The sequence below is a fragment of the Aeromonas sp. 600527 genome, from assembly GCF_049175415.1.
Lineage (GTDB): Bacteria > Pseudomonadota > Gammaproteobacteria > Enterobacterales > Aeromonadaceae > Aeromonas > Aeromonas veronii_A.
In genome coordinates, this window is the sequence record NZ_JAAKVA010000001.1 from 623,374 (window position 1) to 647,461 (window position 24,088).

A 24,088-nucleotide genomic window follows, 5' to 3' on the forward strand; every position below is an offset into this window, starting at 1 on the left:
TTTTATTGGGTTCTTCTTCATCCCGCGAGCGGGAGATCGCGCTTAGCTGGCCTTGCGCAGGATCTGCTCAAGGTAGTCGGCGAAGCGGTGACCGTGATGCTCCAGCAGTTTCGGGAACATGGAGATGGAGGTCATGCCCGGGAAAGTGTTGATTTCATTCAGCAGGATCTCCCCCTCCTCGGTCAGGAAGAAGTCGATGCGCGAGAGGTGAGTCAGTTTCAGCTGACGGAACGCCTTGAGGGCGTACTCGTGGATCGCATCGGCCTGCGCCTCGGTCAACCCCTCGGCACGCAGTGCCGTCTCGGTATGGCTGGCGCTGCTGTACTTCTCTTCATAGGTGTAGAACTTGTCCTGCGGCACGCAGATCTCGCCCGGATAGGTAGCCACCAGCTCGTCACCATACTGGTAAACCGCCACTTCCAGCTCGCGCGGCTTGACCGCCTTCTCAATCAGTACCTGTTCGGAGTAACCAAAGGCATCGGCAATGCCTTTTACCAGATCCGCTTCGTTGCTGGCGGAGTAGCAGCCAACGGAAGAGCCTTGGGAAGCAGCCTTGATAAAGACCTTGCCCCACTTGGCCAGCGCAGCTTTGGCCTCGGCGAGCGCCGCCTCATTTTGCTCGGTCAGGAACAGGTACGGGGTGTTGGGAATACCGATAGCGGAGAGCCACAGCTTGGTGCTGATCTTGTTGAAGCAGATCTTGCTCGCCTCGGCATCGCAACCGAGATAAGGCAATCCGGCCAGCTCGAGGAAGGATTGCAGATCGCCGGTCTCACCCGGGTAGCCGTGGATGCAGGGCACCACGTAATCCACCGGACGGGCCACGCTGTCAAACGAAAGCAGCTTGTCGAGCCCCAGCTTGCACTCGCGGCCATCGGCACTGAGCCAGCGATCGGCGAACATCTCGACGCGGGTCACTTCGACACCGGGCAGAAGGCCCAGTTGTTGCTCGAGGAAATTGGCGCTGCGCAGAGAGACTTCGTGCTCGGAGCCACCGCCGCCGCACAGCAGCAAGACATGCATGTTCTTCATTAGATGTGATCCCTTGGGAAAAGCGGCCTCGTCATGACCATTTGATAAGCCAACCACCATAAAAACCGGACGAAGCCAGATACGAACATAAGTGCGCGCCAGTGTAGCAAGGGAGATCAACCCTTGTCAGCTGATGGGAGACCCATGACCCCACTTCTTGCAGTGAAAAGTCTCCCCTGTGTCAAAATCGGGACACATTGCCCCTCAGCGCGGGGGATCGACCCTTCCCATGCCGTTGCCATTGACCCGAAACCAGCCGGCAATGCTGTAGCGCTCGCGATTGGCAGGCAGCACCTCATGGGGAAACTCCTCGGAGAGAAACATGACCAGCCGCCCCCCCTTGGGGCTGACATCCATCAGAAACTGCTCCTTGTCGTCATACATACGCAGCACTCCACCCGCTTCGGGCAGCCAGTCGTTGTTGAGGTAAAACACGGTGGTAAGACGGCGGTTGGAGCGACCGGCAAAGGCATCCCGATGGGGGGCGTAAAAATCCCCGCTGCGATAGCGGGCGAAGTGGGCCTCGTAGTCGAACAATCCCAGCATCAGCATCCGGTTGGCGGCAAGACGCAGGGACTCCATCCGGGCGAGGTAGTCGGCCACCGGCGCACCGAGAGAGGGCTCCAGCCAGTGGATCTGGTCACGGCGAATATCGGGATTGCCCTGGTGCAGGGCGTCACGGCCGATCCCGGCCGGTTGCCATTCGCCTGGCAAACAGGCTTTGAGGGCATCCACCTCGGCGGCGGTCAAAAAATCATCCACTATCACCCATCCCCGGGTGTAAATGGCATCCATGGCAGCTTGATAGTCCAAGATTGGCTCACAATGAGTGGAAAGAGGGCGCTTTGTAGCGACTTACCGGCAAAGTCACAAACCGGTTTACTTCTCTTGAGAAGTCCCAACATCAATACGCGAGTTGCTGCCCGCCTCCCCGCTTTTTATCGCCAGTTGTGATCCCGCTCCGCCAACAGGCGTATTGGCTGTCGAAACTGTGATGGCCCTTGCAATCGGGACGAGGAGGCGCCGCGGCCTCCTTGCGGTACCAAGAGCCAACCGATACCGTATCCGCATCGCCATGTTGCTGTTCATCCGGCGCTTGTCTCTGTCACCGACCGAACCACTCACGGCACAACCCGCGCATCACCCACGAAAGGATCTTCATATGCCTCTGCCCGATCTCACTTTGCAACGACTGGATGGTACCCCCTACCCGCTGACTCAACTGGCGGGCAAGGTAGTGCTGGTGGTCAATGTGGCCAGTCGCTGCGGTTTTACTCCCCAATATGAAGGGCTGGAAGCCCTCTATCGGGAGCTAGGCCACAAGGGGCTGGTGATTTTAGGCTTCCCCTGCAATCAGTTTGGCAATCAGGAGCCGGGGGATGCGGACGAGATCGCCCGCTTCTGCTCCCTCGACTATCCGGTCAGCTTCCCCATCATGGCCAAGTGCGATGTCAACGGTGAGCATGCCCACCCCTTCTACCAGTGGCTCAAGCAACAGAAACCGGGATTTCTTGGGCTGGAAAACGTCAAATGGAACTTCACCAAGTTCCTGATCGACCGTGATGGCAATGTGGTAGAGCGTTTCGCCCCCCAGGCCAAACCGGAGAGTCTGGCCGAGCAGATCCGCGAGATACTCTGACTCTCCTGAGCCGTTTTACGCCACGGCGTTGAACGATTGTGTGGCGGCCGGTGCGACAGCTACTGCGCAGCGGCCGCTCTTTTGCTATATTACGGCCCCACTATCTTTTCCATATCGTGGCTGGCCCCAACATGCTGGCTGCCCGTTGAGCCAAAGGCTCATCTCAGGAGTTTCTCTCGAACATGTCATTCAACGAACTGGGTCTGTCTCCGCATATTCTGCGGGCCGTCAAGGAGCTGGGTTACGAACAGCCAACCCCCATCCAGCAGCAAGCGATTCCGGCCATTCTGGCCGGTCAGGATGTGCTCGGCGGCGCTCAGACAGGCACAGGCAAAACGGCCGGTTTCACCCTGCCGATGTTGCAGCGTCTGCTGGCCAACCACGGTCGTGGCCGTCGTCAGGTACGCGCACTGGTACTGACCCCGACCCGCGAACTGGCGGCACAGGTGGGTGAGAGCATCATCAAGTATGCCCACCACCTGCCGTTCAAGACTCTGATCGCCTATGGCGGTGTCAGCATCAAGCCCAATCTGGACGCCATCAAGCTGGGGGTGGACATTCTGGTCGCCACCCCGGGCCGTCTGCTGGATCTGCTGACCCAGGGCGCCCTGACTCTGAGCCAGCTGGAAGTGCTGGTGCTGGATGAAGCGGATCGCATGCTCGACATGGGCTTTATCGTCGACATCCGCCGCATCATGAAGGCGCTGCCTGCAGAGCGGCAAACCCTGCTCTTCTCTGCCACCTTCTCAAACGATATCAAGGCGCTGGCGGACGATCTGCTGAACGACCCCACCCTGATCGAGGTGGACCCCAGCAATACTGCCGCGGAGCAGGTGACCCAGCGCATCATTCAGGTGGATCGGGAACGCCGCCGCGAGCTGCTCTCCCACATGATTGGCCGTGGCAACTGGCAGCGGGTGCTGGTGTTTGTCCGCACCAAGCAGATCGCCGACCGCCTCGCCCAGCAGATGCAAAAAGATGGTCTCAATACCGTGGCGATCCACGGTGACAAGAGCCAGGGAGCCCGCAACCGGGCGCTGGCCGATTTTCGCAGTGGCGAGGTGCGGGTGATGGTGGCGACCGATATCGCCGCCCGCGGTCTCGATATCGATCAACTGCCCTACGTGATCAACTTTGAACTGCCCCAGATGGCGGAAGATTACATCCACCGTATCGGCCGTACCGGCCGCGCCGGTCGTGGCGGCGAGGCCATCTCGCTGGTCAGCCAGGATGAGCTGGGTCAGCTCAAGGCTATCGAAGCCCTGATCGGCCAATCCCTGACCATGGAGATCCTGGAAGGGTATGAGCCCAGCGGCAAGCCGAGTCGCCAGACTCTGCCGGGCAGCAAGCCGGTGCAGAACCCGCCTCGGGCTCGCGGCCATGCCAACGCCAAGAGCAGCAATGCCAAGGGCAAGCCAGCCGCGGGCAAGGGCAAGGGCAAAGCCAAAGGTGACGCCAGCAAAAAACCTGCACCGGTCCGCAAGCGGGAAGTAGTGGGCGAGGATATCGGCTTTGCGCCAATGCGCCGCTTGCCCAAAGCAATGCGCGACAGCTATCAGGAGAGCAGCGACGAGTAAGCTCGCGCGACGCTAACTGCCAAGCCAAAAGAGGGGGCCTGCAAGGCTCCCTCTTTCGTTATGGATCGCTCGGAGCCATGCAAGTGCTCCGTGCAAATGCTCCGCTCGGGCTCAAACCAGCGAATGGCGTACCGCGGCAGTACCATGGCTGGGCGGCGCAGAACCATCAAGCGGATTGAGCTGCAAGAACTCGAACAAGCCAGCCTGCATATTGACGTTCCAGAAGCGTCCGGCGAGGGTAAGTTGCAAGCGTGCGCTCCCGATCTCGGCCAGCCCGTGCTGCTGCCAGGCGGAAAAAAGCGGCATCAGATGGGTCAGCAAAGGCGCTGGCAGACGATCCAGCGCCAGCACACCGCTGTCGAGGGCGCCACGGAGCAGACCGTCCATCCTTGCATTGGGATTGCGCCCCATCACCATCCCGGGCGCCCGCTTGCCACTGGCCAGCGCGTCGTGCCAGGGGGCCAGATCCCGACCATACATCAAGCCGTGGCCAAGAATGCTGCCCCCCGCACCGGCGCCAAAGGGGAGGATCTCGGCGCCGCGCTTGGCCATCTGGTTATAACGGCTCTGCTCGGCCGGGCTGCGCCGCCAGTGACTGCAAGAGAGACGCTCCCAGCCGTGGGCTTCCAGTTGCGCCCCGCCATAGGCATACATGGCCGCCCGCTGCTGGCCATCGGCGAGCCAATCCAGGGTGCCCTTCTCCTGCGCTCGCTCCAGATTGGTGCCCTGCATGGCGATGAGCTGGTAGAGATCGACCCCGTGTACGCCGCTCGCCATCACATCGCGGATATCCTGCTGCCATACGACATCATCCTGACCGGGCAGACCAAAGATGAGATCCGCCACGATCACGGCCGCATCATCCCGGGTCAGCTCACCCAAACGGGTCAGCAAGGTCTCCCTGTCATCGAAACGGGCCGCCTGCTGACGCACCCGGGTATCAAAGCTCTGCACCCCGAAGGAGAAGCGGTTGAAGCCCCCCGCCAACGCCACCTGCCATTTCTCATCATCAAAGCCGTTGAGGCGTCCCTCCAGCGTCACCTCGGCATCCGCCGCCAACGGGAAACGGCGGATCACGGCGGCCAGCATGGCCAGCTCGTCGGCGCTCATGTCGGTCGGCGTACCGCCCCCCACATAGACGGCTGAAAACGGCATGCTCTGCGCCAGCGGGGTGTCAGCCGCCTGCGCAAGAGAGGTACAGAGGGCGTTGACATAGCGGTTGATCCGCGCCGGATTGGCGCCATTTTCGAAAAAATTGCAGAAGCTGCAGCGCTTGCGGCAAAACGGAATATGGATATAGAGGGCGCGCTCCTCAGCTTCACTCTCTCGCTGCCACCAGCTCTGCCAGCCAGCCTCATCCAGCGGGAAGGGGCGCATCCCTCCCCGACTGGCGTGAGCCGAGGTCTTGGCACTAAAGGCAAACTTGAGGGGATCCGGCGAGGCAATGCCGGTCATTGAAGGGGTCAGATTCATGATGGTCACTATTATCAGCAAATAATGACAATGATAACGATTATCGTTACTGGCGATTTGTTCTGGATCAACCCGAGGAGCAGCCCCCTCTCGAAAGGCATTTTGGCAACCTGCATTACCGATCTGCTTAACAGATTATTTACTCAAGAGTGGTTATCGTGTGCCGATAGAGAACCATCTCCCGCCGTTTCTTCGTCTACGATCAAGATGATACGGGATCACATAACAACACCAAGCGCATGGAACTTGCCCAAAATGCATAACCTCTCCTTGAACTGGAAAATATTCCTCCCTCTTGCGCTGGTCATCAGCACCACCTTTGGCCTCTGCTTCGAACTCTCCGCATGGCTGCAACGGGATCTCGCTATCCGGCTGGCGGGCGAAAAAGTGGAAAGTGCCGCCAACACCTACATGGACCAGCTCAACGTCCTGATGATGACCGGTGGCATGGCCAACCGACAAATCGTGCAGACCAAGCTCAAGAGTGAAGCGGGCATCGTCGAGGCTCGCCTGATCCGCGCCCCTGCCGTCAGCAACCTGTTTGGCCCGGGTCACCCAGACCAGAAAGCGCAGGATCCCCTCGATGAGCGCGCTATCAATCAAGGCGAAGCCATTCTGGAGCAGCAGGGCAACCGGCTCACCCTGATCAAACCGTTCAAAGCCTACAAGGAGTATCGCGGCACCCAATGTCTCACCTGTCACCAGGTCAATGAAGGGACCGTAATGGGGGCAGTGCGGATCAGTTATGACCTCAGCCACACCTTCGGCGAGATCCGCCACAACAACCTTATCCTGAGCGGCAGCTTGGCCGCCGTCTTCAGCATCGGCTTCGGCTTGCTCTGGTGGGTATTGCAACGCTACGTGAAACACCCACTGCGCCAGTTGCAGCTCACCATGATTCGGATGGCCAAAGAGCGCGACCTCGCCCTCCCCCTGGTCAATCACAGCCGGGATGAACTGGGCCAGATGACCCGCGCAGTCAATGACATGGTGCAGGGATTCCGCCACAGCCTGCAGGAGGTGGAAGAGGCAACCCACCAGCTCTATCAGGAGTCAAACCAGATCCGTCAGGTGGCGACCCAGACCGAAAACTCGGCCCGCCAGCAAGAGGGGATGACCACCCAGGTCGCCGCCGCCGTCAGCGAGCTGGCCGCCAGCTCTCATGAGGTGCGCGAACATGCCCGCCATAGCGCCGAGCTCTCCGCACTCACCAATCAGGATGCTGCCAACACCAGCCGCCTAGCCCAGCACTCCATCACCGATATGGGCGAGATGTCGGCAGAGATTGATCGGGTGGATCAGGTGATCCAGCAACTCGACAGCCGCTGTCTTGCGGTTGACGGCGTACTCGAGGTGATCAAGGGGATTGCCGATCAGACCAACCTGCTGGCCCTCAACGCAGCCATTGAAGCAGCCCGGGCGGGCGAGCAAGGCCGTGGCTTTGCGGTAGTGGCCGATGAAGTGCGGGCCCTCTCCAATCGCAGTCGCGCCGCCAGCGAAGAGATCTCCCAGATGATCGCCGCCCTGCAAAATGAGGCCCAGAGCGCAGTTACGGTGATCGGGGATGCAAAAAGCAAAGCCGGTGAGAGCATCAGCAAAACCGAGGCGACCCTGGCCGCCATGCAGAACATCATCGAGCGCATTGCCCGCATCAACGACCTCAACGCCCAGATGGCGCAGTCGGCCGAAGAACAGGACAGGGTATGCCATGAGGTAGACAGCTCGGTGAGCGATATTCGCAACACCTCCAACGACACCCTGGGTCAAGCTCACGCCGCCAACCTCGCCAGCATCCAGTTGGTGGAGCAGTGTCAGAAACTGGAAGCACTACTGAAAACCTACCGCTGGTAATACCGCCAACTGCAACAAGCGCGACTCTCAGTCGCGCTTGTTATTGCACATGGTTTTTGATGAGCAGTATCAATCACTTCTCAATCCTCTGAGCACATAGCCTCAACAACCATCCCACCAGGGCTCCAGCAAGGTGAGCTGCTGGCGGTCAAGATCGAGTGCCACCTCAATGCCAAGCGGCAATGTCAGCATGGGGTGGGTATGGGCGCAGTCAAACTCCGCCAGAATGGGGAAGCTCGGCTCCCCCACCACCTCCAGCAGGATATCGAGGGGGCGCTTGCCGCTACCCTGATCGTTGAACAGCTCGTGCTTGCCAAGGATAAGCGCGCCGATCCGCTCAAACACCCCGCACAGCTTGAGATGGGCAAAGGAGCGCTCCAGCGTCTCGGCAGATTTCAGGCTGTCCTCCAGCAGCAAAATGTCACCGCGTTCGATGGCCGGCATATAGGGGGAACCCCAGATCCCCGCCATGGTGTTGAGGTTGCCGCCGATCAGCCGCCCCGCTACCCGACCAGTCCCCACCGAGATCAGCCGGTTGGGCTGGCACTGCTTGGCCCGGGTCTGATTTTCCCAATCGAGCCGTTCATCGCTCCACTTTGCCGGGGTGGGCAACGTGCAGGGAACGCCAGCCTCCTCGGCCAGCACAATCTGTAAAAAACTGGCCAGCGTCTCCTCCACCAGCGGCGGCAACTCGCCGAACGAGGCCACCAGCGCCGGGCCATAAAAGGTAACCAGGCCAGTTTGGGCGTGGATGCCGAGCAGCAGTGCCGTCACATCGGAGTAGCCGACGATGATCTTGGGATCGCGCTTGAGCGCCTCAAAATCGAGGTAGGGCAGCAGGGAGTTGGAGTTGCTGCCGCCAATCACCGACATGATGCAGCGCACTTCTGGGTCGCGAATAAGGGCGTTGAGCTCCTCGGCCCGCGCGGCGATGGAGCCGGATCGCCAGTGATCCTGCTGGCCGGTGAGGCTGCCCGCCTTGAGCCTAAAGCCCTGCCCCTCAAGAAAGGCTTTTGCGCGGGCAAAACGGTTGGGTGCCCAGGCGGTCGCCGCGCTGGAAGGGGAGAAAAAAGCGATGGTATCGCCACGTCGGAGCAGCGGGGGAACCAATAACGTCATGACACACTCATCCTTGCCAATATCCAGCCATCACAGAGTCGTTGAGACTCCTACACAACCCCTTTGATCACAACGGGTTTATCAGTGTCGTTTAGAAATACAAAACACTTGATTCATTATTAACAGATATTCTAAACACTATCCCCTTCCTAGAATGACCTCATTGCGATGGCCAACCCCGGTTGGTTGTCAGAACGGTCGGCCTGACAGCCCGGACGTTCTCTTTCCCACTTTTTCTCTCTGACTTATCAATGAGGTGCCTGTCATGAACAAAAACGCATCCCCCAGCGCATTGGTTGTAGAAGGCGGCGCCATGCGCGGCATATTTGCCAGCGGCGTGCTGGATGCGTTTATCGAGCATGACTATCGCCCCTTTGACTTCGCCATCGGCGTCTCGGCGGGGGCCACCAACTTGCTGGCTTATCTCGCCAGCCAGCATGGCCGTAGCCACGAGATCCTGACCAAACTGGCGTGCAGCCAGCAGTTTATGGATCCCCTGCGTTTTGCCAAGGGGGGCAATCTGGTGGATATCCACTGGCTGTGGAACACCAGCTGCAGCAAGTATCCTCTCGACATTCACGCCTACCGGGAGACCGGCATCCCCTTCTATGCGGTGGTGACCAATACCCTGACCGGCAAGGCGGAGTACATCCGGGTCAAGCCGGAGAACATGAACGAGGTGCTGCCCGCCAGCTGCGCCATTCCCCTCGCCTCCCACGAATACCCGGAAGTGCACGGGGTACCGATGACAGATGGCGGGGTAGCCGACTCCATCCCGGTGATCGAGGCCTACCGCCGCGGTGCCCGTCACCTGACGGTGATCCTCTCCGAGCCCCTTGGCTATCGGCTAAAGCCGATGCCCTTCCCCTGGATGATCCGCACCCTGCTCAAGACCCGTCCCGCGCTGGCACAGGCGCTGGAGCAGCGGGATCGCAGCTACAACGAGGCGCTCGATTTTATCGCCAATCCGCCGGAGGACTGCCAGATCGAGGTGATCGCCCCGGCTGACTACTTCCCCGTTTCCCGTTTTACCCGCGATATCAACAAGCTGGAGATGGGATACGTGATGGGCAAGTGCGCAGGCTATCAGGCCGCCCTGCTCAATTGATAAGGGTTTTACAGGCATGACCCGACCTGCCGCGACGCACGCGCCGCCAACACAATAACAATCGGGTCAGTTGAGCAACATGAGTCATAAAAACAGACCGTGGCGAGGCAAGCGCGGCCAGAACCGGTGCCAGACACCCTGACCGGCCCGCGCCTCATCCCTATGCCAGGGCATCTCACCCTCATACAAGGTGTTTATTTATGTCGTTTCTTCTCACCCATCCCGCGCTGGCGCAGCTGTTCGAGCGGCTGCTGCCCGATTACCGGATCATGGCGCCCGCGGCCGAATATCGAGGCGGCCGCTTCTCCGACACCGACAACGTCACCTACCACAGCATCCGCCATCCGGCCGATCTGGTGTGGCAGGAGAAGTCCCACTTCTCCCCGAAAGAAGTGGTGCTCCCCATCACCCAGACCCTGTTCCACTTCGACAATCTGGAGCTGCGCGAATCAAAGGTGGAGGCCAAGCCCACCCTGCTGTTCTTGCGCAGCTGCGATATCCACGCTCTGCGCAGGCTGGATCAGGTCTACCTGAAAAATGGCCAGAACAGCGACGTCTACTACGCCAGACTGCGCAGCAAGCTCAAGCTGGTGCTGCTGGAGTGCCGCGAGAGCTTCGAGAACTGCTTCTGCGTCTCCATGGGCAGCAACGAGACCCAGGACTACGCCGCCGCCATTCGTCTGAGCGATGAGGGTGCCCGTATCGAGGTAAAGGATCCCGAGCTGCTCGGCTACTTTGCCGAGCTGGGTGAATCCGATGACTTCACCCCGGAATTTGTCCAGAGCAACCCGGTCAAGGTACGCACCCCGGACAGCGTCTGTGACGACCCCCAGCGGATCCGCCAGATCCTCACCGCCCATCCGGTCTGGGCCGAGTACGACAGCCGCTGCATCGGCTGCGGCCGCTGTACCACCTCCTGCCCGACCTGCAGCTGCTACAGCGTGCACGACCTCACTTATGCCGAGAACCCCAAGCAGGGCGAGCGCCGTCGCCAGTGGGCCAGCTGTATGGTGGATGGCTTTAGCGACATGGCCGGTGGCCACGGTTTTCGCGCCAAACATGGCGAGCGCCTGCGTTATCGCGCCCTGCACAAGGTCAACGACTACAAGGCCCGTCAGGGAGAGGAGCACATGTGCGTCGGCTGCGGCCGCTGCGACGATCGCTGCCCTCACTACATCTCCTTTAGCAACATCATCAACAAGATGACCGATGTGGTCGAACAGACCATCGCAGCCGACAACGCGCAGGGGGCGAACTGATATGTGCCAGTGCCAACAAACCGCAACAGCAGAACCGCAGCAGGACGTGGTCGAAAACCGCCTGCTGCCCAAGGCCTACACCATTCTGGCCATCGAGCGCCACACCGAACTTGAGTGGAACTTTCGAGTATCACGCGACTTTGATGTCCACTACGGCCAGTTTGTGGAGATCTCCCTGCCCACCGTGGGCGAAGCGCCCATCTCGGCCTCCGACTATGGCGATGGCTATGTGGATCTGTTGATCCGCAAGGTCGGCAAGGTAACCGATGCGCTGTTTGCCCTCGATGTGGGCGACAAGGTGTGGATGCGCGGCGTCCACGGCAACGGCTATCCGCTGGAGACCTATCGCAACCAGCACCTCATCGTGGTGGCGGGCGGCACCGGCGTAGCGCCGGTCAAGGGGCTGCTGCGCCGCTTCAGCAAACATCCGGAAGAGGTGAAATCCCTCGACATGATCCTCGGCTTCAAGAACGAGCAGGCGGTGCTCTATCGCCACGAGATGCCGCTCTGGGCCGAGCAGCAGAACCTTATCGTCACCCTGGACGAGGGCAAGGAGAGCGAGCAGTTTCGCATTGGCCGGGTCACCGACTACATCGACCAGCTGGATCTCGCTGACAAGGAGGATATCCAGGTGATCGTGGTCGGCCCCCCCATCATGATCCGCTTCGTGGTGCTCGCCTTCCTCGAGCGGGGTATCCCCAAGGATCGAATCTGGGTCGACTACGAACGCCGCATGGCCTGCGCCGTGGGCAAATGCGGCCACTGCCGGATGGGCGACACCTATATCTGCGTAGATGGACCGGTCTTTCGTTTTGACCAGGCCCAGCATCTGATCGACTGAGGGAGAACACCATGAGTCTCGATATCGACATCATCAAGGCCCGCGCCAAGAACGAATACCGCCTCTCCAAGGTGCGCGGCGAAGCGATGATCAGCGTACGCATTCCCGGCGGGATCATGCCCGCCCACCTGCTGGCGGTGGCCCAGCAGATCGCCGAACAGTACGGCAACGGCCTGATCCACCTCACCACCCGCCAGAAGCTGGCGATGCCCGGCATCAAATATCAGGACATGGACAAGGTCAACGCCGCCCTCGAACCCTTTATCAAGGAGATCGAGGTGGAGACCTGCGGCATCGAGGTAGAGGACACAACAGCCGGTTACCAGACCATCGGCGGGCGCAATATCGTCGCCTGTCAGGGCAACACCATCTGCCAGAAGGGCAATATCGACTGCACCGGGCTGGCTCAGCGGATGGAGAAACACCTCTACCCCAACCCCTATCACCTCAAGATGGTGATCGCCGGCTGCCCCAACGACTGCGCCAAGGCCAACATGGCCGACTTCGGCATCCTCGGCATCGCCAAGATCCACTTCAATGCCGAGCGCTGCATCGGCTGCGGCGCCTGCGTCAAGGCATGCAGCCACCACGCGGTGGATTGCCTCGCCATCAAGCATGGCAAGGCGGTGAAGGAGGAGAGCAAGTGTATCGGCTGTGGCGAGTGTGTGCTGGCCTGCCCGACCCTGGCCTGGCAGCGGGATCCCAAGCAGCTCTACATGGTCAAGCTGGGGGGGCGCACCAGCAAGAAGACCCCCCGTACCGGCAAGCTGTTCCTCAACTGGGTCACCGAAGAGGTGCTGCATGCGGTGATCAAGAACCTGTTCGAGTTCGAGGCCGAGATGCTGGATGGCAAGCCCATCTACCTGCACATGGGTCACCTTATCGACCGGGCCGGTTATCACAAGTTCAAGGAGCGGGTGCTGCGCGGCGTCACCCTCAACCCGGAAGCCATGGTCGCTGACCGCATCTTCTGGGCCGAAGATCAGTACGTCGCCAACATGCATGTCAAAGCGGTGCAATAGGAAAAACCTCGTTTGGGGAAGCGTGATCAAGTGGCCGACACCGGTGGGGATCTGTCGTTGGCCCGGGCGTAGATCACCCTTCCCCTTTTTTATTCCCGTCGGGGGATCTTTCCCCCGACCATCAGGGGTACGTCACGGCGTGCCCTGCTATCTCGCCCGGCGCGGCATTGCGAGCGGGCCAGCATCCGGAGCCTGTTATGGACTTTCTCCCTCTCTTCTGTCAGCTGCAACACAAGCCGGTGCTTATCGTCGGCGGTGGCGAAGTCGCTGTGCGCAAGGCGCGCCTGCTGCTCGATGCCAAAGCCCGGGTGACCATCAATGCCCCCCATCTGGAACCCCAGCTGATGAGCTGGGCCGAGCAGGGAGTGCTGACCGTCTGCGCCGCCGACTTTCACCCCGAACTGCTCGATGGCAAGTGGCTGGTGATCGCCGCCACCAACCAGCCCGAGGTCAACCAGCAGGTTTTCAACGAAGCGAATCGGCGCCAAATCTTCTGCAACGTGGTGGACTCTCCGGCCCACTGCAGCGCCATCATGCCCGCCATCATCGACCGCTCGCCGCTGATGGTGGCCATCTCCAGCGCAGGCGCGGCGCCGGTTCTAAGCCGCCAGCTGCGGGAAAAACTTGAAGCCATGCTGCCGCAACACCTCGGCCAACTCGCGGCGCTGGCGGGCAAGCTGCGCGAGCAGGTCAAACTCATTCCGGACAAGCTGGCCCGCCGCCGCTTCTGGGAGCGGCTCTTTAGCCATGAGCGACTGGCATGCCAGCTGGCCCGCGGCCAACAACAGGCCGCCGAGCAGAGCGTCGCCGAGCTACTCGATGAGCAACCGCAGAGCAAGGGAAGCGTAACCCTGGTGGGCGCAGGCCCCGGCGATGCGGGCCTGCTTACCCTGAGCGGTCTGCAGCAGCTGCAGCAGGCGGATGTGGTGGTCTATGACCGGCTGGTGTCGCAGGAGGTGTTGGCGCTTGTTCGCCGGGATGCCGAGCGGATCTTTGTTGGCAAGGAGGCAGGACGCCACTGCGTACCCCAGCAGGCGATCAACCAGCTGTTGCTGGAACAAGCGCAGCTGGGCAAACAGGTGGTGCGGCTCAAGGGGGGCGATCCCTTTATCTTTGGCCGGGGTGGCGAGGAGCTGGAAACCCTGGCCGAGGCGGGCATCCCCTTCTCGGTGGTACCGGGCATCACCGCCGCATCGGGCTGCGCCGCCTACAGCGGCATTCCCCTCACCCACCGCGATCACGCCCAGCGGGTGCAGTTCATCACCGGCCACGACAAGGAGGGCAATATCGCCCAGGAGTGGTCGGCGCTGGCGGCCCCCCGCCAGACCCTGGTGTTCTACATGGGGCTGGCCCATGCCGCCCGCATTCAGGATGCGCTGCAAACCCACGGCATGCCCGGTCACACCCCGGTGGCGCTGGTGGAGCAAGGCACCCAGCTCAGTCAGCAAGTGGTGCGCGGCGAGCTGCAGCAGTTGGCCGAACTGGCCCGTCAGGTGAAGAGCCCGAGTCTCATCATCATCGGCTCGGTGGTCACTCTGGCCGACCAGCTCGACTGGTATGGCAACGGCAGAAATTGATCAATAAACGAGAAGGGCAGACAACCGGGTTGTCGGCCCTTGGGCAGCCGGCACTTTATCCGTGACCCTGCCTGCGACGGCAGTTGTCGGCAACCCTTGCTTGGCGCATCACACCAGCACGGCGGTGCCACTGATGCTGACCATCAGCATGCTGCCATTTTGCCCCACCACCTCGTAGTCGATATCGATACCGACCACCGCATTGGCACCAAGGGCGGCGGCACGCTCTTTCAGCTCATCGAAGGCGATGTCGCGGGCGCGAGCCAGCTCTTTTTCATAGGCGCCGGAGCGGCCGCCGATGATGTCGCGGATCCCGGCAAAGAGATCCTTGAAAATGTTGGCGCCGAGAATGGCTTCGCCAACCACGATACCGCGGTATTCACGAATGGTTTTGCCTTCCAGCGTGGGGGTTGTCGAGAGGATCATCTTGAACTCCTGTGAGTAGCAGAAGGCCCCAGACTACCCCAACTGCCAGCAAATCCCAACCGGGTGGTGTCCTGTACGACGCCGACCTTAAAAATCACGACAGCCAGATAAAAAAACACCGCGCACGGGGCGCGGTGTTGATGGCAGAGGGTCTAGCCCGCGGCAACGCCGTTACGGGTTGTAGGAGACCACCGAGCCACTGAGGCCGGTCATCTGAGAGATCCGTCCCTGCATCCCCTGCAGTTTGGCCTTGGAGACATCCGGCCCGATAAAGACCCGGTTGAGCTGCCCCTGCACCGGTGTGCGCGGCGAGGTGTGGGCAGAGTAGCCCGCTGCACGCAGCTTGCTCACCAGCGCATTGACGCTGTCGACGTTCTTGAAGGCGCCAAGCTGGAGGATCCAGCTACCCTGCGCTGGCGCGGCAGCGGGTGCAGGTGTGGTCGGCTGATTCATCTTGCTTTCAATCAGATCGTCGAGGGACTTGATCTGACCAGCCTGCGGTTTGGCTGGCGTAGGAGCCTTGGCCACTTCAACCGGTTTGGCTGGTGTCGGCTTGGGTGCTGGCTTGGGCGGTTCGACCGGTTTTTTGGCCACCACTTCCGGCTTGGGCTGTGGCTTGGGTTGGGCATTCGGTTGCGACTGTACCGGTGCCGCAGGGGTTGTAGCCGGCTGTGCGCCGCTGCCCTGACCGGCGAGGGTCATGGGGTCCGCCACCTCTTCCACTTGCCACTGCTGGGCCGCAGAGGCCTGTTGCTGGCTGGCCAGATGATCGGCCGGCAAGGTGCTGGCTGCCGAGACCTGCAGCGCAGGCTTGGCAGGCTCCAGCTCGGGGCGCAGCGGGATCTTGGCAAAAGCCTCCTCCTTTTGCGCCAGCTTGTGACCATCCAGCAAGTCCGGCAGGAAAATAACAACCAGGGCCACCAGGATGACGGTGCCCACCAGACGGTTTTGAAACTTCGAGGCCAAGTTGAATCCTACCTTTACGTAACTCAATATGCGATTTGGCTCCCCGCCCGAGGGCTGGGGATCCGGGGTGTGGCCTAGACGGCGACACCCGCCAGAATGTCGGCGACAGTGTAAAACGAACCAAACACAATGACCATATCGTCCGGACTCGATGCGGCCAACGCTGCCTGATAAGCGGCGCTGACATCATCAAACTCCCTGGCAGGCCCCTTCCCCCCCCCCAGCGCGGCAGCCAGCTGCGTTGCGGTGGCGGCGCGCGGGCCGGTGAGACTGGCTAGATACCACTCGCCAATCAGGCCATCGAGTTCGGCAAGGGATCCCGCCATGTCCTTGTCTTTGAGCATGCCGACCACGGCGCGGCGCACACCCGAGCAGGGCATTTTGCGCAATTGCGCTGCCAGATAAGCTGCCGAATGGGGATTGTGGGCCACATCGACGATCACCAGCGGCGCGCTTTGCAGCTGCTGCATCCGGCCAGCCAGCCGGGCATTGGCCAGCCCGTCACGAATGGCAGACTCCGGCAGCGGCAAGCCGAGCGATTCCAGCGCCGCCAGCACAGTCACTGCATTCATCAGCGGCAGCGCCGGTTTGGGCAGATCCCGCCACTGGTTGAGGCCCAGATAATCCCAACCGCTCTCGCGCTCATCGCCACGAAAATCGATACCGACCTGACGCAGGTTGGCACCAAGACGCTGTGCTTCGCTCGCGATAGTCGCAGGTGGATTGGGCTCACCGCTGATGGCGGGTTTGCCGGCGCGATAGACCCCAGCCTTCTCCACCGCCACGGCTTCACGGGTATCACCCAGCCAGTCGCAGTGATCGAGGGCAATGGAGGTGATCATCGCCACATCGGACTCCACCACATTGGTGGCATCGAGCCGGCCACCCAACCCCACCTCCAGCAGCAGCACATCGGGCGCGGCGCGGCGGAACAGCCACAGCCCAGCCAGCGTCGCGAACTCGAAGAAGGTAAGGGCAATTTCGCCGCGAGCCGCTTCCACCTCGGCAAAGGCGGCGCAGTGGTCGCTGTCGGGCAGCTCCTGCCCGTTGACCCGCACTCGCTCGGTAAAGTGCAGCAGATGGGGCGAGGAGTAAACGCCGACCTTATAGCCTGCGGCCATCAGAATGCTGGCCACCATGGCACAGCTGGAGCCCTTGCCGTTGGTGCCCGCCACCGTGACCACCTTGAACGGCAGTTGGGTAAGCTCCATGCGGCGGGCAACGGCACCGACCCGATCCAGTCCCATGTCGATATTGACCGGATGGATCTGCTCCAAATAAGAAAGCCAGTCGACAAGCGACCGGCTTTGGGATTGTTGCATGTTTGAACTCATCTTCACTCTTCGATGACGTGAGTATTCAGCATTTTGGCGAGCAGGCTGGCCAGACGGTTACGCATGTCGCGACGATCGATAATCAGGTCGATGGCCCCCTTCTCCAGCAGAAACTCGGAACGCTGGAAGCCTTCCGGCAGTTTCTCGCGTACGGTCTGCTCGATAACCCGAGGGCCGGCAAAACCGATGAGCGCCTTGGGCTCGCCCACGTTGATGTCACCCAGCATCGCCAGACTTGCGGAGACCCCCCCCATGGTGGGGTCGGTCAGTACAGAGATAAAGGGCAGGCCAGCCTTGGAGAGTCGGTCCAGCGCCGCACTGGTCTTGGCCATCTGCATCAGGGAGAAGAGGGCTTCCTGCATGCGGGCACCACCAGAAGTGGAGAAACAGACCAGACCGCGGCCCTCCTTGATGCACTCCTCGACGGCGCGCACGAAGCGGGCACCGACCACGGAGGACATGGAGCCACCGATAAAGGAGAACTCAAAGGAACAGGCGACAACCGGCACCCCTTTGAGGGTCCCTTTCATTACCACCAGCGCATCTTTTTCTCCTGTCGCTTTCTGGGCGGCAGACAAACGATCCTTGTAGCGCTTGGAATCCTTGAATTTCAGTACATCCTGCGGCTCCAGCTCGGCACCGATCTCGGTACGACCCTGCTCGTCGAGGAAACTCTCGAGACGGGCGCGAGCGCTGATGCGCATATGATGATCACACTTGGGGCACACTTCGAGGTTGCGCTCCAACTCTGCCCGGTAGAGCACCTGTTCACAAGCACTGCACTTGGTCCACACCCCTTCCGGAATGTTGTGACGACGGGGTGCAGTGATCTTGCTCTTGGGAAGAATCTTCTCAAGCCAGCTCATGGAATTCCTTAATGCTTTTGTGCCTGACAAAACGCATCGAGCCTAGATTGTTCAATGACTTAATAGCTCGATGGCAACAAATGACGGGTCATTAAACCACAATTTTTCGGGCGCAGTTACTAAAAACTGGTCGTACCCGGTGCCGAGTCCGGCAGCCACAGCGGGCCGAGCGGCAACTGCGGCAGAGCAAACTCGGCCGGGTAATCCACGTCGACCAGATAGAGGCCACCAGCCTTGGCGGTCGGCCCGGCCAGATTGCGATCCTTGGCCGCCAGCACCTCGGCAATCCACTCCACCGGTTTGAGCCCCTGCCCCACCAGCAGCAGGGACCCGGTGATATTGCGCACCATGTGGTGCAGGAAGGCATTGGCACGAATATCGAGCACGATGTAGGGCCCCTGACGACTGACGCACAGATGGGTCACATTGCGCCACGGGGTATTGGATTGGCAAGCGACGGCGCGAAAAGTGCTGAAGTCGTGCTCCCCCAGCAGGCTCTGGCCCGCCTGGTGCATCAACTCGGCATCAATGGTCTCGTGATAATGACTGACGCCACTGCCCAGGATCGCCGGACGGAAGTTGTGGTTGTAGATGACATAGCGGTAGCGACGAGCGGTGGCACTGAAGCGGGCGTGGAACGTGTCGTCCACCTCCTTGACCCAGCGCACGGCGATATCAGGCGGCAGGTTGGAGTTGAGCCCCAGGGTCCAGGCACCTTCGGCACGGTTCGCCTCGGTATCGAAGTGGATCACCTGGCCGGTCGCATGGACACCGGCATCGGTGCGTCCGGCACACTGGATGGAAACAGGGTGGTTGGCGATCCGGCTGATGGCCTTCTCCAACTCCTCCTGTACGCTGATCACTTCACGCTGACGCTGCCAGCCGAAATACCGGCTGCCGTCATATTCAATACCTAGGGCAATTCGCATGGATAAACTTGTCTTGTTGTGAAACGCAGTGAAAGAAACGGGGCGGATTATACGCGCTCAGCTAGAAAAGTCCCATAAAGCGCACAATTGGCTGGCATGCCTGGCCTCAACCCCATCAAACATCACCATAAAGAAGAGGGCAGCCCACTGGCTGCCCTCGTCATGCTCATCTCGTTATGAAAGATGACTCACCCCAGCCGTTTGAGCAGTTTCTCAGCCTCGGCACGCTGATGATCAGTTCCCTGCGCTGCCGCCTCTTGCAGCAATTCGCGGGCGCTGTCCTTGTCATCAATCTCGAGGTAGGCGCGGGCCAGATCCAGCTTGGCTCCCACACCACCGTCGTCGGCATCCACGTCAAACCCGGTGGATTCCGGCAGCACCTCGGGGAAGCCATCGAGCCCCACATCCAGCGAGAAGCCCTGATAAGGCTCCTGCTCAGTGGTGCTGGCATCGGCATCGGCCAGCAGCTTGTCGATCTCGACGTAGCCGCTCTCCTGCGCTTGCTCACGCGGCTGCACATCTGCCGGATGAGACTCCACTTCGGTGAAGGCATCCTCAAAATCGGAGAGCGCCAGTTCATTGGGATCCCACTCCAGATCCAGCTCGGTCTCCTTGCCTTTGGTTGACTCAAGCCCCAACTCGGCCAACATATCATCAGCCGAACCATCCACGCTCAAGTCGATGGCATTGTTGCCCTCGCCCGCAGCCGGTTCATCCACCTCGTGTTCAAAATCACCCAGATCAAAACTGGCCAGATCATCAGCAGCCGAACTCTTGCTGCTTGCACTCAACTCCGGTTCCAGATCAGCCGAAAGATCCGCATCAAGCTCGGCAAACAGGGCTGCCTGCAGCTCCTCTTCACTCATGAGCTCATCAGCCCCCCTGGACTTGGGGTTGAACTCGCTGGCCAGATCCATGTCGGGTTCATTGGCCAACGCGACAGGCTCATCCAGCGAGAGATCGAGATCCGGAACCAGATCAGGGTCACGGCTGGTTGGCTGGGCAGCCATTCGCTCCGGCTCGAAACCTTGCAGATCTATCTCGCCATCGTCGCTGAAGACCAAGTCAACATCAGGCTTTTTAGCTGACGCATCGGGCTCGACCGGCATAAAACCATCAGGAGTGTTGAGATCCGGCATCGGGCGCACCGGCTCGTTATCAGTCAAATCGACGCTTAGCAGATCATCGAACTCGCTCTGCTCCTGATCCATCATCATGGCGGTGGACTCGGAGAGGCTCTTCTCCTGCTCCTCCAGCTCGCGACGAGCCCGAGCCCGCAGCCACAGGGTCACCAGCGCCAATACCAGCAGCACCGGCAACAAGATGATCATGGCGAGATTGAGCGGCGAGGAGAGTAGCTCCATCAGCCAGTGCTGCTTGGGTTCAGGCTCTGCCACCACGGGGGGGACAGGTCTGGCCTTCAACTCGGCTAGCTCTTTTTGCAGTGCTGTCTGATCCTGCAACTGGGCCTTGAGGGTCTCGACCTCTTCGGTCAGGGATTGCAGGCGCAGTTTGAGCCTGTGGTTCATCTCGGTCACCTGACCGAGCTGGGCGTTGGCATCTTCCAGTGCCAGCGCCATCTCGGTGGCCGGTTTGCCCACCGGTTTTTCAAGATCGGAAGGCAGAGGCGCCGGTGTGGTGTTTGCTGCGGCGCTCGTCGCCGGGACTGGGGCCACCGCCTCTTTTGACGCGGGCTCGCTCGCCTTGACAACATCTTTGGTTTCAGCAGACGGTTGCGGTGCTACAACAGGAGCAGGAATGGGGGCCGCTTTTGCCGCAGGCAACGGAGCTGGCGCGGTTTTCACCGGTTCGGCTTTGGCAGTCTCAACCTTCACGGGCTTGGCCGCCGGTTTGGCACCATGGGCCTGCTTCTCGGCGAGATACTTGGGACTCAGCCCCTTCCAGCTGGCGTTGTCACTGCGGAATCTGGCTCGCGCCTGAGCGTCGGTGATGACGCTCGCTTCGGCCACGGTCGGCAGCAAAATGCGGGACCCCACCAGAATGTGGTTGATGTTGCCATCGGCAAAACTGCGGGGGTTTTTCTCGTAGATCGCTACCATGGTCTGGTAGACGCTGACATTACTGGAGGGGCGGTATTTGCTCGCCAGACTCCAGAGGGTATCGGTTGGACGAACAGGGCCATAACTACCGGCATTGGCCGTGACCTGACGAACCACAGGCTGGGCGGTTGCACGTACCGGTTGCGCAACGGGTCTGGCGACCGGCTGCGCCAGCGGTTGGGTATTGACGGCGGGAGGTACGGGCTCGTCAGGGCCTTTTAGCTCGACAAAAAAAGGCTCCCGCGCCGAATCTTCAGCCTGGACGTTGCCCAGCAGACCCAATGCGAAAAGCGTTGCCAATGTTATGCGGGAATGTCCCATATTCGTTCCTTCGTATGACGGCCCTATCACATTGAAAAATCTGGATAGTTACCCCAAAACAGTCGGTTCAATATAAATCAGGCTCGCGTCGCAAGCCAGTAGTCCGACACATTTAGCACCCGACTTGACTCTGAGTGTAGGAAAAAACTTAATCAGTTGATATCGCAACAGAATCTTGATGTAACGGAGTGCGGCATGGGTCACACCCCGGTTTGATCACAGGCCGGATGCGCAGCACTCCCTGCTGCGCATCTGTGACATCTCTCCAGCCTTACAGATAGTCGCGAACCAGCAGCTCGGCAATCTGTACACTGTTGGTTGCCGCGCCCTTACGAACGTTATCGGCCACGATCCACATATTGATACCACTCGGATGAGAAATATCCTGGCGCACCCGACCGACCAGCACCTCATCCTTGCCGGTGGCATCACGCACCGGGGTCGGATAGTCCCCTTCGTCATCAAACAGGGTCACGCCCGGTGCATTGCGCAGCAGGTCCTTGACCTGTTCGGCATCGAGCGGCTGGTGCAGTTCGACATGTACCGCCTCGGCGTGGCCGTAGAAGACCGGCACCCGCACGCAAGTCGGATTCACGGCAATGCTGGCATCGCCGAGGATCTTCTGGGTCTCCCACACCATCTTCATCTCTTCACGGGTGTAGCCGTTGTCGGTGAAGTTGTCGATCTGCGGGATCAGGTTAAAGGCGATCTGCTGCGGATAGAGGGTCGGTTCTACCGGACGACCGTTGAGCAGATGAGCGGTCTGTCCCGCCAGCTCGCTGATCCCCTCTTTGCCCGAGCCGGACACGGATTGATAGGTGGCAACATTGATACGGGCAATGCCCACTTCGTCATGCAGCGGCTTCAAGGCCACCAACATCTGGATAGTGGAGCAATTGGGGTTGGCGATGATGTTGCGATTGCGAAAATCGGCCAGCGCATCCGGGTTCACTTCCGGGATCACCAGCGGGATATCTTCGTCATAGCGGAAGCAGGAGGTATTGTCGATAACGATGCAGCCGTGCTCGGCAGCAATCGGTGCCCACTTGGCAGATGCCTCGGCACCGGCGGAGAAGAGTGCGATCTGCACCTGGCTCCAGTCAAACTCCTCCACATCGAGGATCTCGAGGTTCTTGCCGCCAAAACGCACGGTATCACCGGCACTGCGGCTGGAAGCCAGCGGATAGAGGGTCGCTACCGGAAATTCGCGCTCTTCCAGGATCTCGATCATCGCCTGACCCACGGCGCCGCTGGCACCCAATACCGCTACGTTAAACTGCTGGCTCATTCTGTTCTCCTCTGATAATGCTGCAATGGCGCCGGCTGGCACCATGGTCGGCATACTCTCGCGCTGCGAGATGACGCTGCCTGATATAGCTGAGTTGGCGCAGCAGGATCTGCGCCAACTCAGTAAAAAATGGTTTCAGTATGGCCAGTACGGCTCACCTCTTCCCGTTATCTTCCAACAATTTGCCCCCTGTTCAGGAGCGTGACAGCGCAAATCCCAAGGCGCCGAGCGCCTGACAGGCAAAGGCCCCCTCAATCTGCAGGGAGGACAGTTCACGGCGCTCGGGATAGTGTTTGCGCTGCTCGTCAAAGCTGCCGGACTGGCCGAGTCGTACCCGAAAACGGGCATCATCGCGGCGCACGTCATAGACCAGATGCACCAGCTGCTTGATCAGCGCCTGATCCGGTATGCGGCCCGGCACCACTGCCTGCACATCGGGAGCTGGCAACAGCTGACTCAAATCCTGACGAGGCTCGCGCCCCAGCTGCTGGCAGAGCGCCTGATAGAGCATCCAGGTGCCACGCGCCTTCCCCTCCAGGCTGTAACCGGCGATATGAGGGGTGGCAATCTCGGTATGGGGCACCAGCGCTGCCAGTGGCTCGGGCTCGTTCTCCCACACATCCATCACCAGTCGCAACGGCGCATCGCTCAACTGGCGTGCCAGCAGGGCCCGGTTATCCCACACCTCACCGCGGGATGCGTTGATCAGGATCTGCCCGGCAGGACGGACAGCTATCTGTTCTGCATCCAGCAGATGGTAGGTGGCATCCGGCCCTTCACGGGTAATGGGTACGTGAAAGCTGACAATATCGGCATCAAGAGCGGTCTGATAGTCGACAAAACCCGCATCCGGATTATCCCGCGCCTTGGGCGGATCACAGCGCAGCACCTTCATGCCGAGCGCTTGGGCCTTGCCAGCCACGCACTCACCGGTATTGCCCGCGCCAATCACCGCCAGCGTCATCGCCGAGAGGTCGAGCTCGTAACGCTCCGCCAGTACCAGCAGAGCCGAGAGTACATAATCCCCCACCGAGTACTTGTTGCAACCGGGGGCGCTGAAGAAGGGAATATTGCGACTTGCCAGCAGGGCCTTGTCCACATGGTCGGTGCCGATGGTGGCGGTGCCGACAAACCCGAGTTTGGGGCTGGTTGCCAGCAAATCGCCGTTGACGCGGGTGACCGAACGCACCAGCAGCACATCAGCATCCAGCAGATCGCTAGCCTGCATCTGCCGTCCGGGCAAGGCGACTACCTCGCCAAATTCGGCAAACAGCTCAACGGCATGGGGCATATTCTCATCAACGACTATCTTCATCGGGCTCTCTTTGGTCACAACCGCCACGGGGGCGCCATTCTAGCGCAAAGCCGCCCGAGATTTCAGCCTGTGATGCAATCGGCAG

20 protein-coding genes are annotated in these 24,088 nt (G+C 60.4%); 8 read left to right on the plus strand and 12 right to left on the minus strand.

The genetic code is table 11. The features are described 5' to 3' along the window. Positions 1 to 42: 42 nt before the first annotated feature. Together G5154_RS02675 and G5154_RS02680 are read right to left on the minus strand one after the other, a co-directional pair. Positions 43 to 1,032 carry a D-alanine--D-alanine ligase gene (locus G5154_RS02675; protein WP_040066371.1) on the minus strand — a complete coding sequence of 330 codons (990 nt, stop codon included), beginning with the start codon at positions 1,030 to 1,032 and terminating at the stop codon, positions 43 to 45. A gap of 204 nt (positions 1,033 to 1,236) precedes the next feature. Next, a complete protein-coding gene (locus G5154_RS02680) occupies positions 1,237 to 1,845 on the minus strand; it encodes a 2OG-Fe(II) oxygenase (protein WP_337072099.1) in 609 nt (202 codons plus the stop codon). A 349-nt stretch (positions 1,846 to 2,194) separates the two neighbouring features. Here G5154_RS02680 and G5154_RS02685 point away from each other — a divergent pair, with 349 nt between their 5' ends. Both G5154_RS02685 and G5154_RS02690 read left to right on the plus strand, forming a co-directional pair. Continuing rightward, positions 2,195 to 2,671, plus strand: coding sequence for a glutathione peroxidase (locus tag G5154_RS02685; RefSeq protein WP_337072098.1), 477 nt, complete (start codon positions 2,195 to 2,197; stop codon positions 2,669 to 2,671). 182 nt (positions 2,672 to 2,853) lie between these two features. Further along, positions 2,854 to 4,248 (plus strand): DEAD/DEAH box helicase, encoded by a 1,395-nt coding sequence (locus tag G5154_RS02690; RefSeq protein ID WP_421250275.1) that lies wholly within the window; start codon positions 2,854 to 2,856, stop codon positions 4,246 to 4,248. Positions 4,249 to 4,359: 111 nt separating this feature from the next. Here G5154_RS02690 and hutW read toward each other — a convergent pair whose 3' ends face one another. Next, positions 4,360 to 5,721 (minus strand): heme anaerobic degradation radical SAM methyltransferase ChuW/HutW, encoded by a 1,362-nt coding sequence (hutW, locus tag G5154_RS02695; RefSeq protein WP_421250276.1) that lies wholly within the window; start codon positions 5,719 to 5,721, stop codon positions 4,360 to 4,362. Between the two features lie 255 nt (positions 5,722 to 5,976). Here hutW and G5154_RS02700 point away from each other — a divergent pair, with 255 nt between their 5' ends. After that, positions 5,977 to 7,572: a methyl-accepting chemotaxis protein gene (locus G5154_RS02700; protein ID WP_421250277.1), complete on the plus strand. Its 1,596-nt coding sequence runs from the start codon at positions 5,977 to 5,979 to the stop codon at positions 7,570 to 7,572. A 102-nt stretch (positions 7,573 to 7,674) separates the two neighbouring features. Here the strand turns inward: G5154_RS02700 and G5154_RS02705 are convergent, their stop codons facing one another. Further along, positions 7,675 to 8,691 carry a S66 family peptidase gene (locus G5154_RS02705; protein ID WP_421250278.1) on the minus strand — a complete coding sequence of 339 codons (1,017 nt, stop codon included), beginning with the start codon at positions 8,689 to 8,691 and terminating at the stop codon, positions 7,675 to 7,677. 265 nt (positions 8,692 to 8,956) lie between these two features. Between G5154_RS02705 and G5154_RS02710 the strand changes: the two genes are divergently transcribed. From G5154_RS02710 to cysG, 5 genes are all read left to right on the plus strand, one after another. After that, positions 8,957 to 9,799: a patatin-like phospholipase family protein gene (locus tag G5154_RS02710; protein WP_042053080.1), complete on the plus strand. Its 843-nt coding sequence runs from the start codon at positions 8,957 to 8,959 to the stop codon at positions 9,797 to 9,799. A 200-nt stretch (positions 9,800 to 9,999) separates the two neighbouring features. Further along, positions 10,000 to 11,058 (plus strand): anaerobic sulfite reductase subunit AsrA, encoded by a 1,059-nt coding sequence (asrA, locus tag G5154_RS02715; RefSeq protein ID WP_043819574.1) that lies wholly within the window; start codon positions 10,000 to 10,002, stop codon positions 11,056 to 11,058. Position 11,059: 1 nt separating this feature from the next. Then, complete coding sequence (gene asrB / locus G5154_RS02720; protein ID WP_216978590.1) at positions 11,060 to 11,899, plus strand: anaerobic sulfite reductase subunit AsrB; 840 nt, start codon at positions 11,060 to 11,062, stop codon at positions 11,897 to 11,899. Positions 11,900 to 11,910: 11 nt separating this feature from the next. Next, entirely contained in the window at positions 11,911 to 12,921 is a 1,011-nt protein-coding gene (gene asrC / locus G5154_RS02725; protein WP_040066440.1) for a sulfite reductase subunit C, read from the plus strand. A gap of 197 nt (positions 12,922 to 13,118) precedes the next feature. Then, positions 13,119 to 14,498, plus strand: a complete 1,380-nt coding sequence (gene cysG, locus G5154_RS02730; protein WP_216978589.1) for a siroheme synthase CysG — start codon at positions 13,119 to 13,121, stop codon at positions 14,496 to 14,498. Between the two features lie 108 nt (positions 14,499 to 14,606). Here the strand turns inward: cysG and G5154_RS02735 are convergent, their stop codons facing one another. The 8 genes from G5154_RS02735 to G5154_RS02770 form a co-directional block, all read right to left on the minus strand. Further along, positions 14,607 to 14,924 carry a heavy metal-binding domain-containing protein gene (locus G5154_RS02735; protein WP_216953896.1) on the minus strand — a complete coding sequence of 106 codons (318 nt, stop codon included), beginning with the start codon at positions 14,922 to 14,924 and terminating at the stop codon, positions 14,607 to 14,609. A 171-nt stretch (positions 14,925 to 15,095) separates the two neighbouring features. Then, entirely contained in the window at positions 15,096 to 15,890 is a 795-nt protein-coding gene (dedD, locus tag G5154_RS02740; RefSeq protein WP_337072093.1) for a cell division protein DedD, read from the minus strand. A gap of 74 nt (positions 15,891 to 15,964) precedes the next feature. Next, a complete protein-coding gene (gene folC, locus G5154_RS02745; RefSeq protein ID WP_421263859.1) occupies positions 15,965 to 17,224 on the minus strand; it encodes a bifunctional tetrahydrofolate synthase/dihydrofolate synthase in 1,260 nt (419 codons plus the stop codon). 2 nt (positions 17,225 to 17,226) lie between these two features. Beyond that, complete coding sequence (accD, locus tag G5154_RS02750) at positions 17,227 to 18,090, minus strand: acetyl-CoA carboxylase, carboxyltransferase subunit beta (protein ID WP_005344944.1); 864 nt, start codon at positions 18,088 to 18,090, stop codon at positions 17,227 to 17,229. A 119-nt stretch (positions 18,091 to 18,209) separates the two neighbouring features. Next, positions 18,210 to 19,019 (minus strand): tRNA pseudouridine(38-40) synthase TruA, encoded by an 810-nt coding sequence (gene truA, locus G5154_RS02755; RefSeq protein WP_337072091.1) that lies wholly within the window; start codon positions 19,017 to 19,019, stop codon positions 18,210 to 18,212. A gap of 188 nt (positions 19,020 to 19,207) precedes the next feature. Continuing rightward, on the minus strand, positions 19,208 to 21,400 hold the full coding sequence (locus tag G5154_RS02760) for a FimV/HubP family polar landmark protein (RefSeq protein WP_216978585.1): 2,193 nt from the start codon (positions 21,398 to 21,400) through the stop codon (positions 19,208 to 19,210). Positions 21,401 to 21,671: 271 nt separating this feature from the next. Beyond that, the gene (locus G5154_RS02765) at positions 21,672 to 22,688 is read right to left on the minus strand and encodes an aspartate-semialdehyde dehydrogenase (RefSeq protein WP_216978584.1); all 1,017 of its coding nucleotides are present in this window, start codon (positions 22,686 to 22,688) and stop codon (positions 21,672 to 21,674) included. A 193-nt stretch (positions 22,689 to 22,881) separates the two neighbouring features. Beyond that, positions 22,882 to 24,003, minus strand: coding sequence for a 4-phosphoerythronate dehydrogenase (locus G5154_RS02770; RefSeq protein ID WP_216978583.1), 1,122 nt, complete (start codon positions 24,001 to 24,003; stop codon positions 22,882 to 22,884). Positions 24,004 to 24,088: the final 85 nt, after the last annotated feature.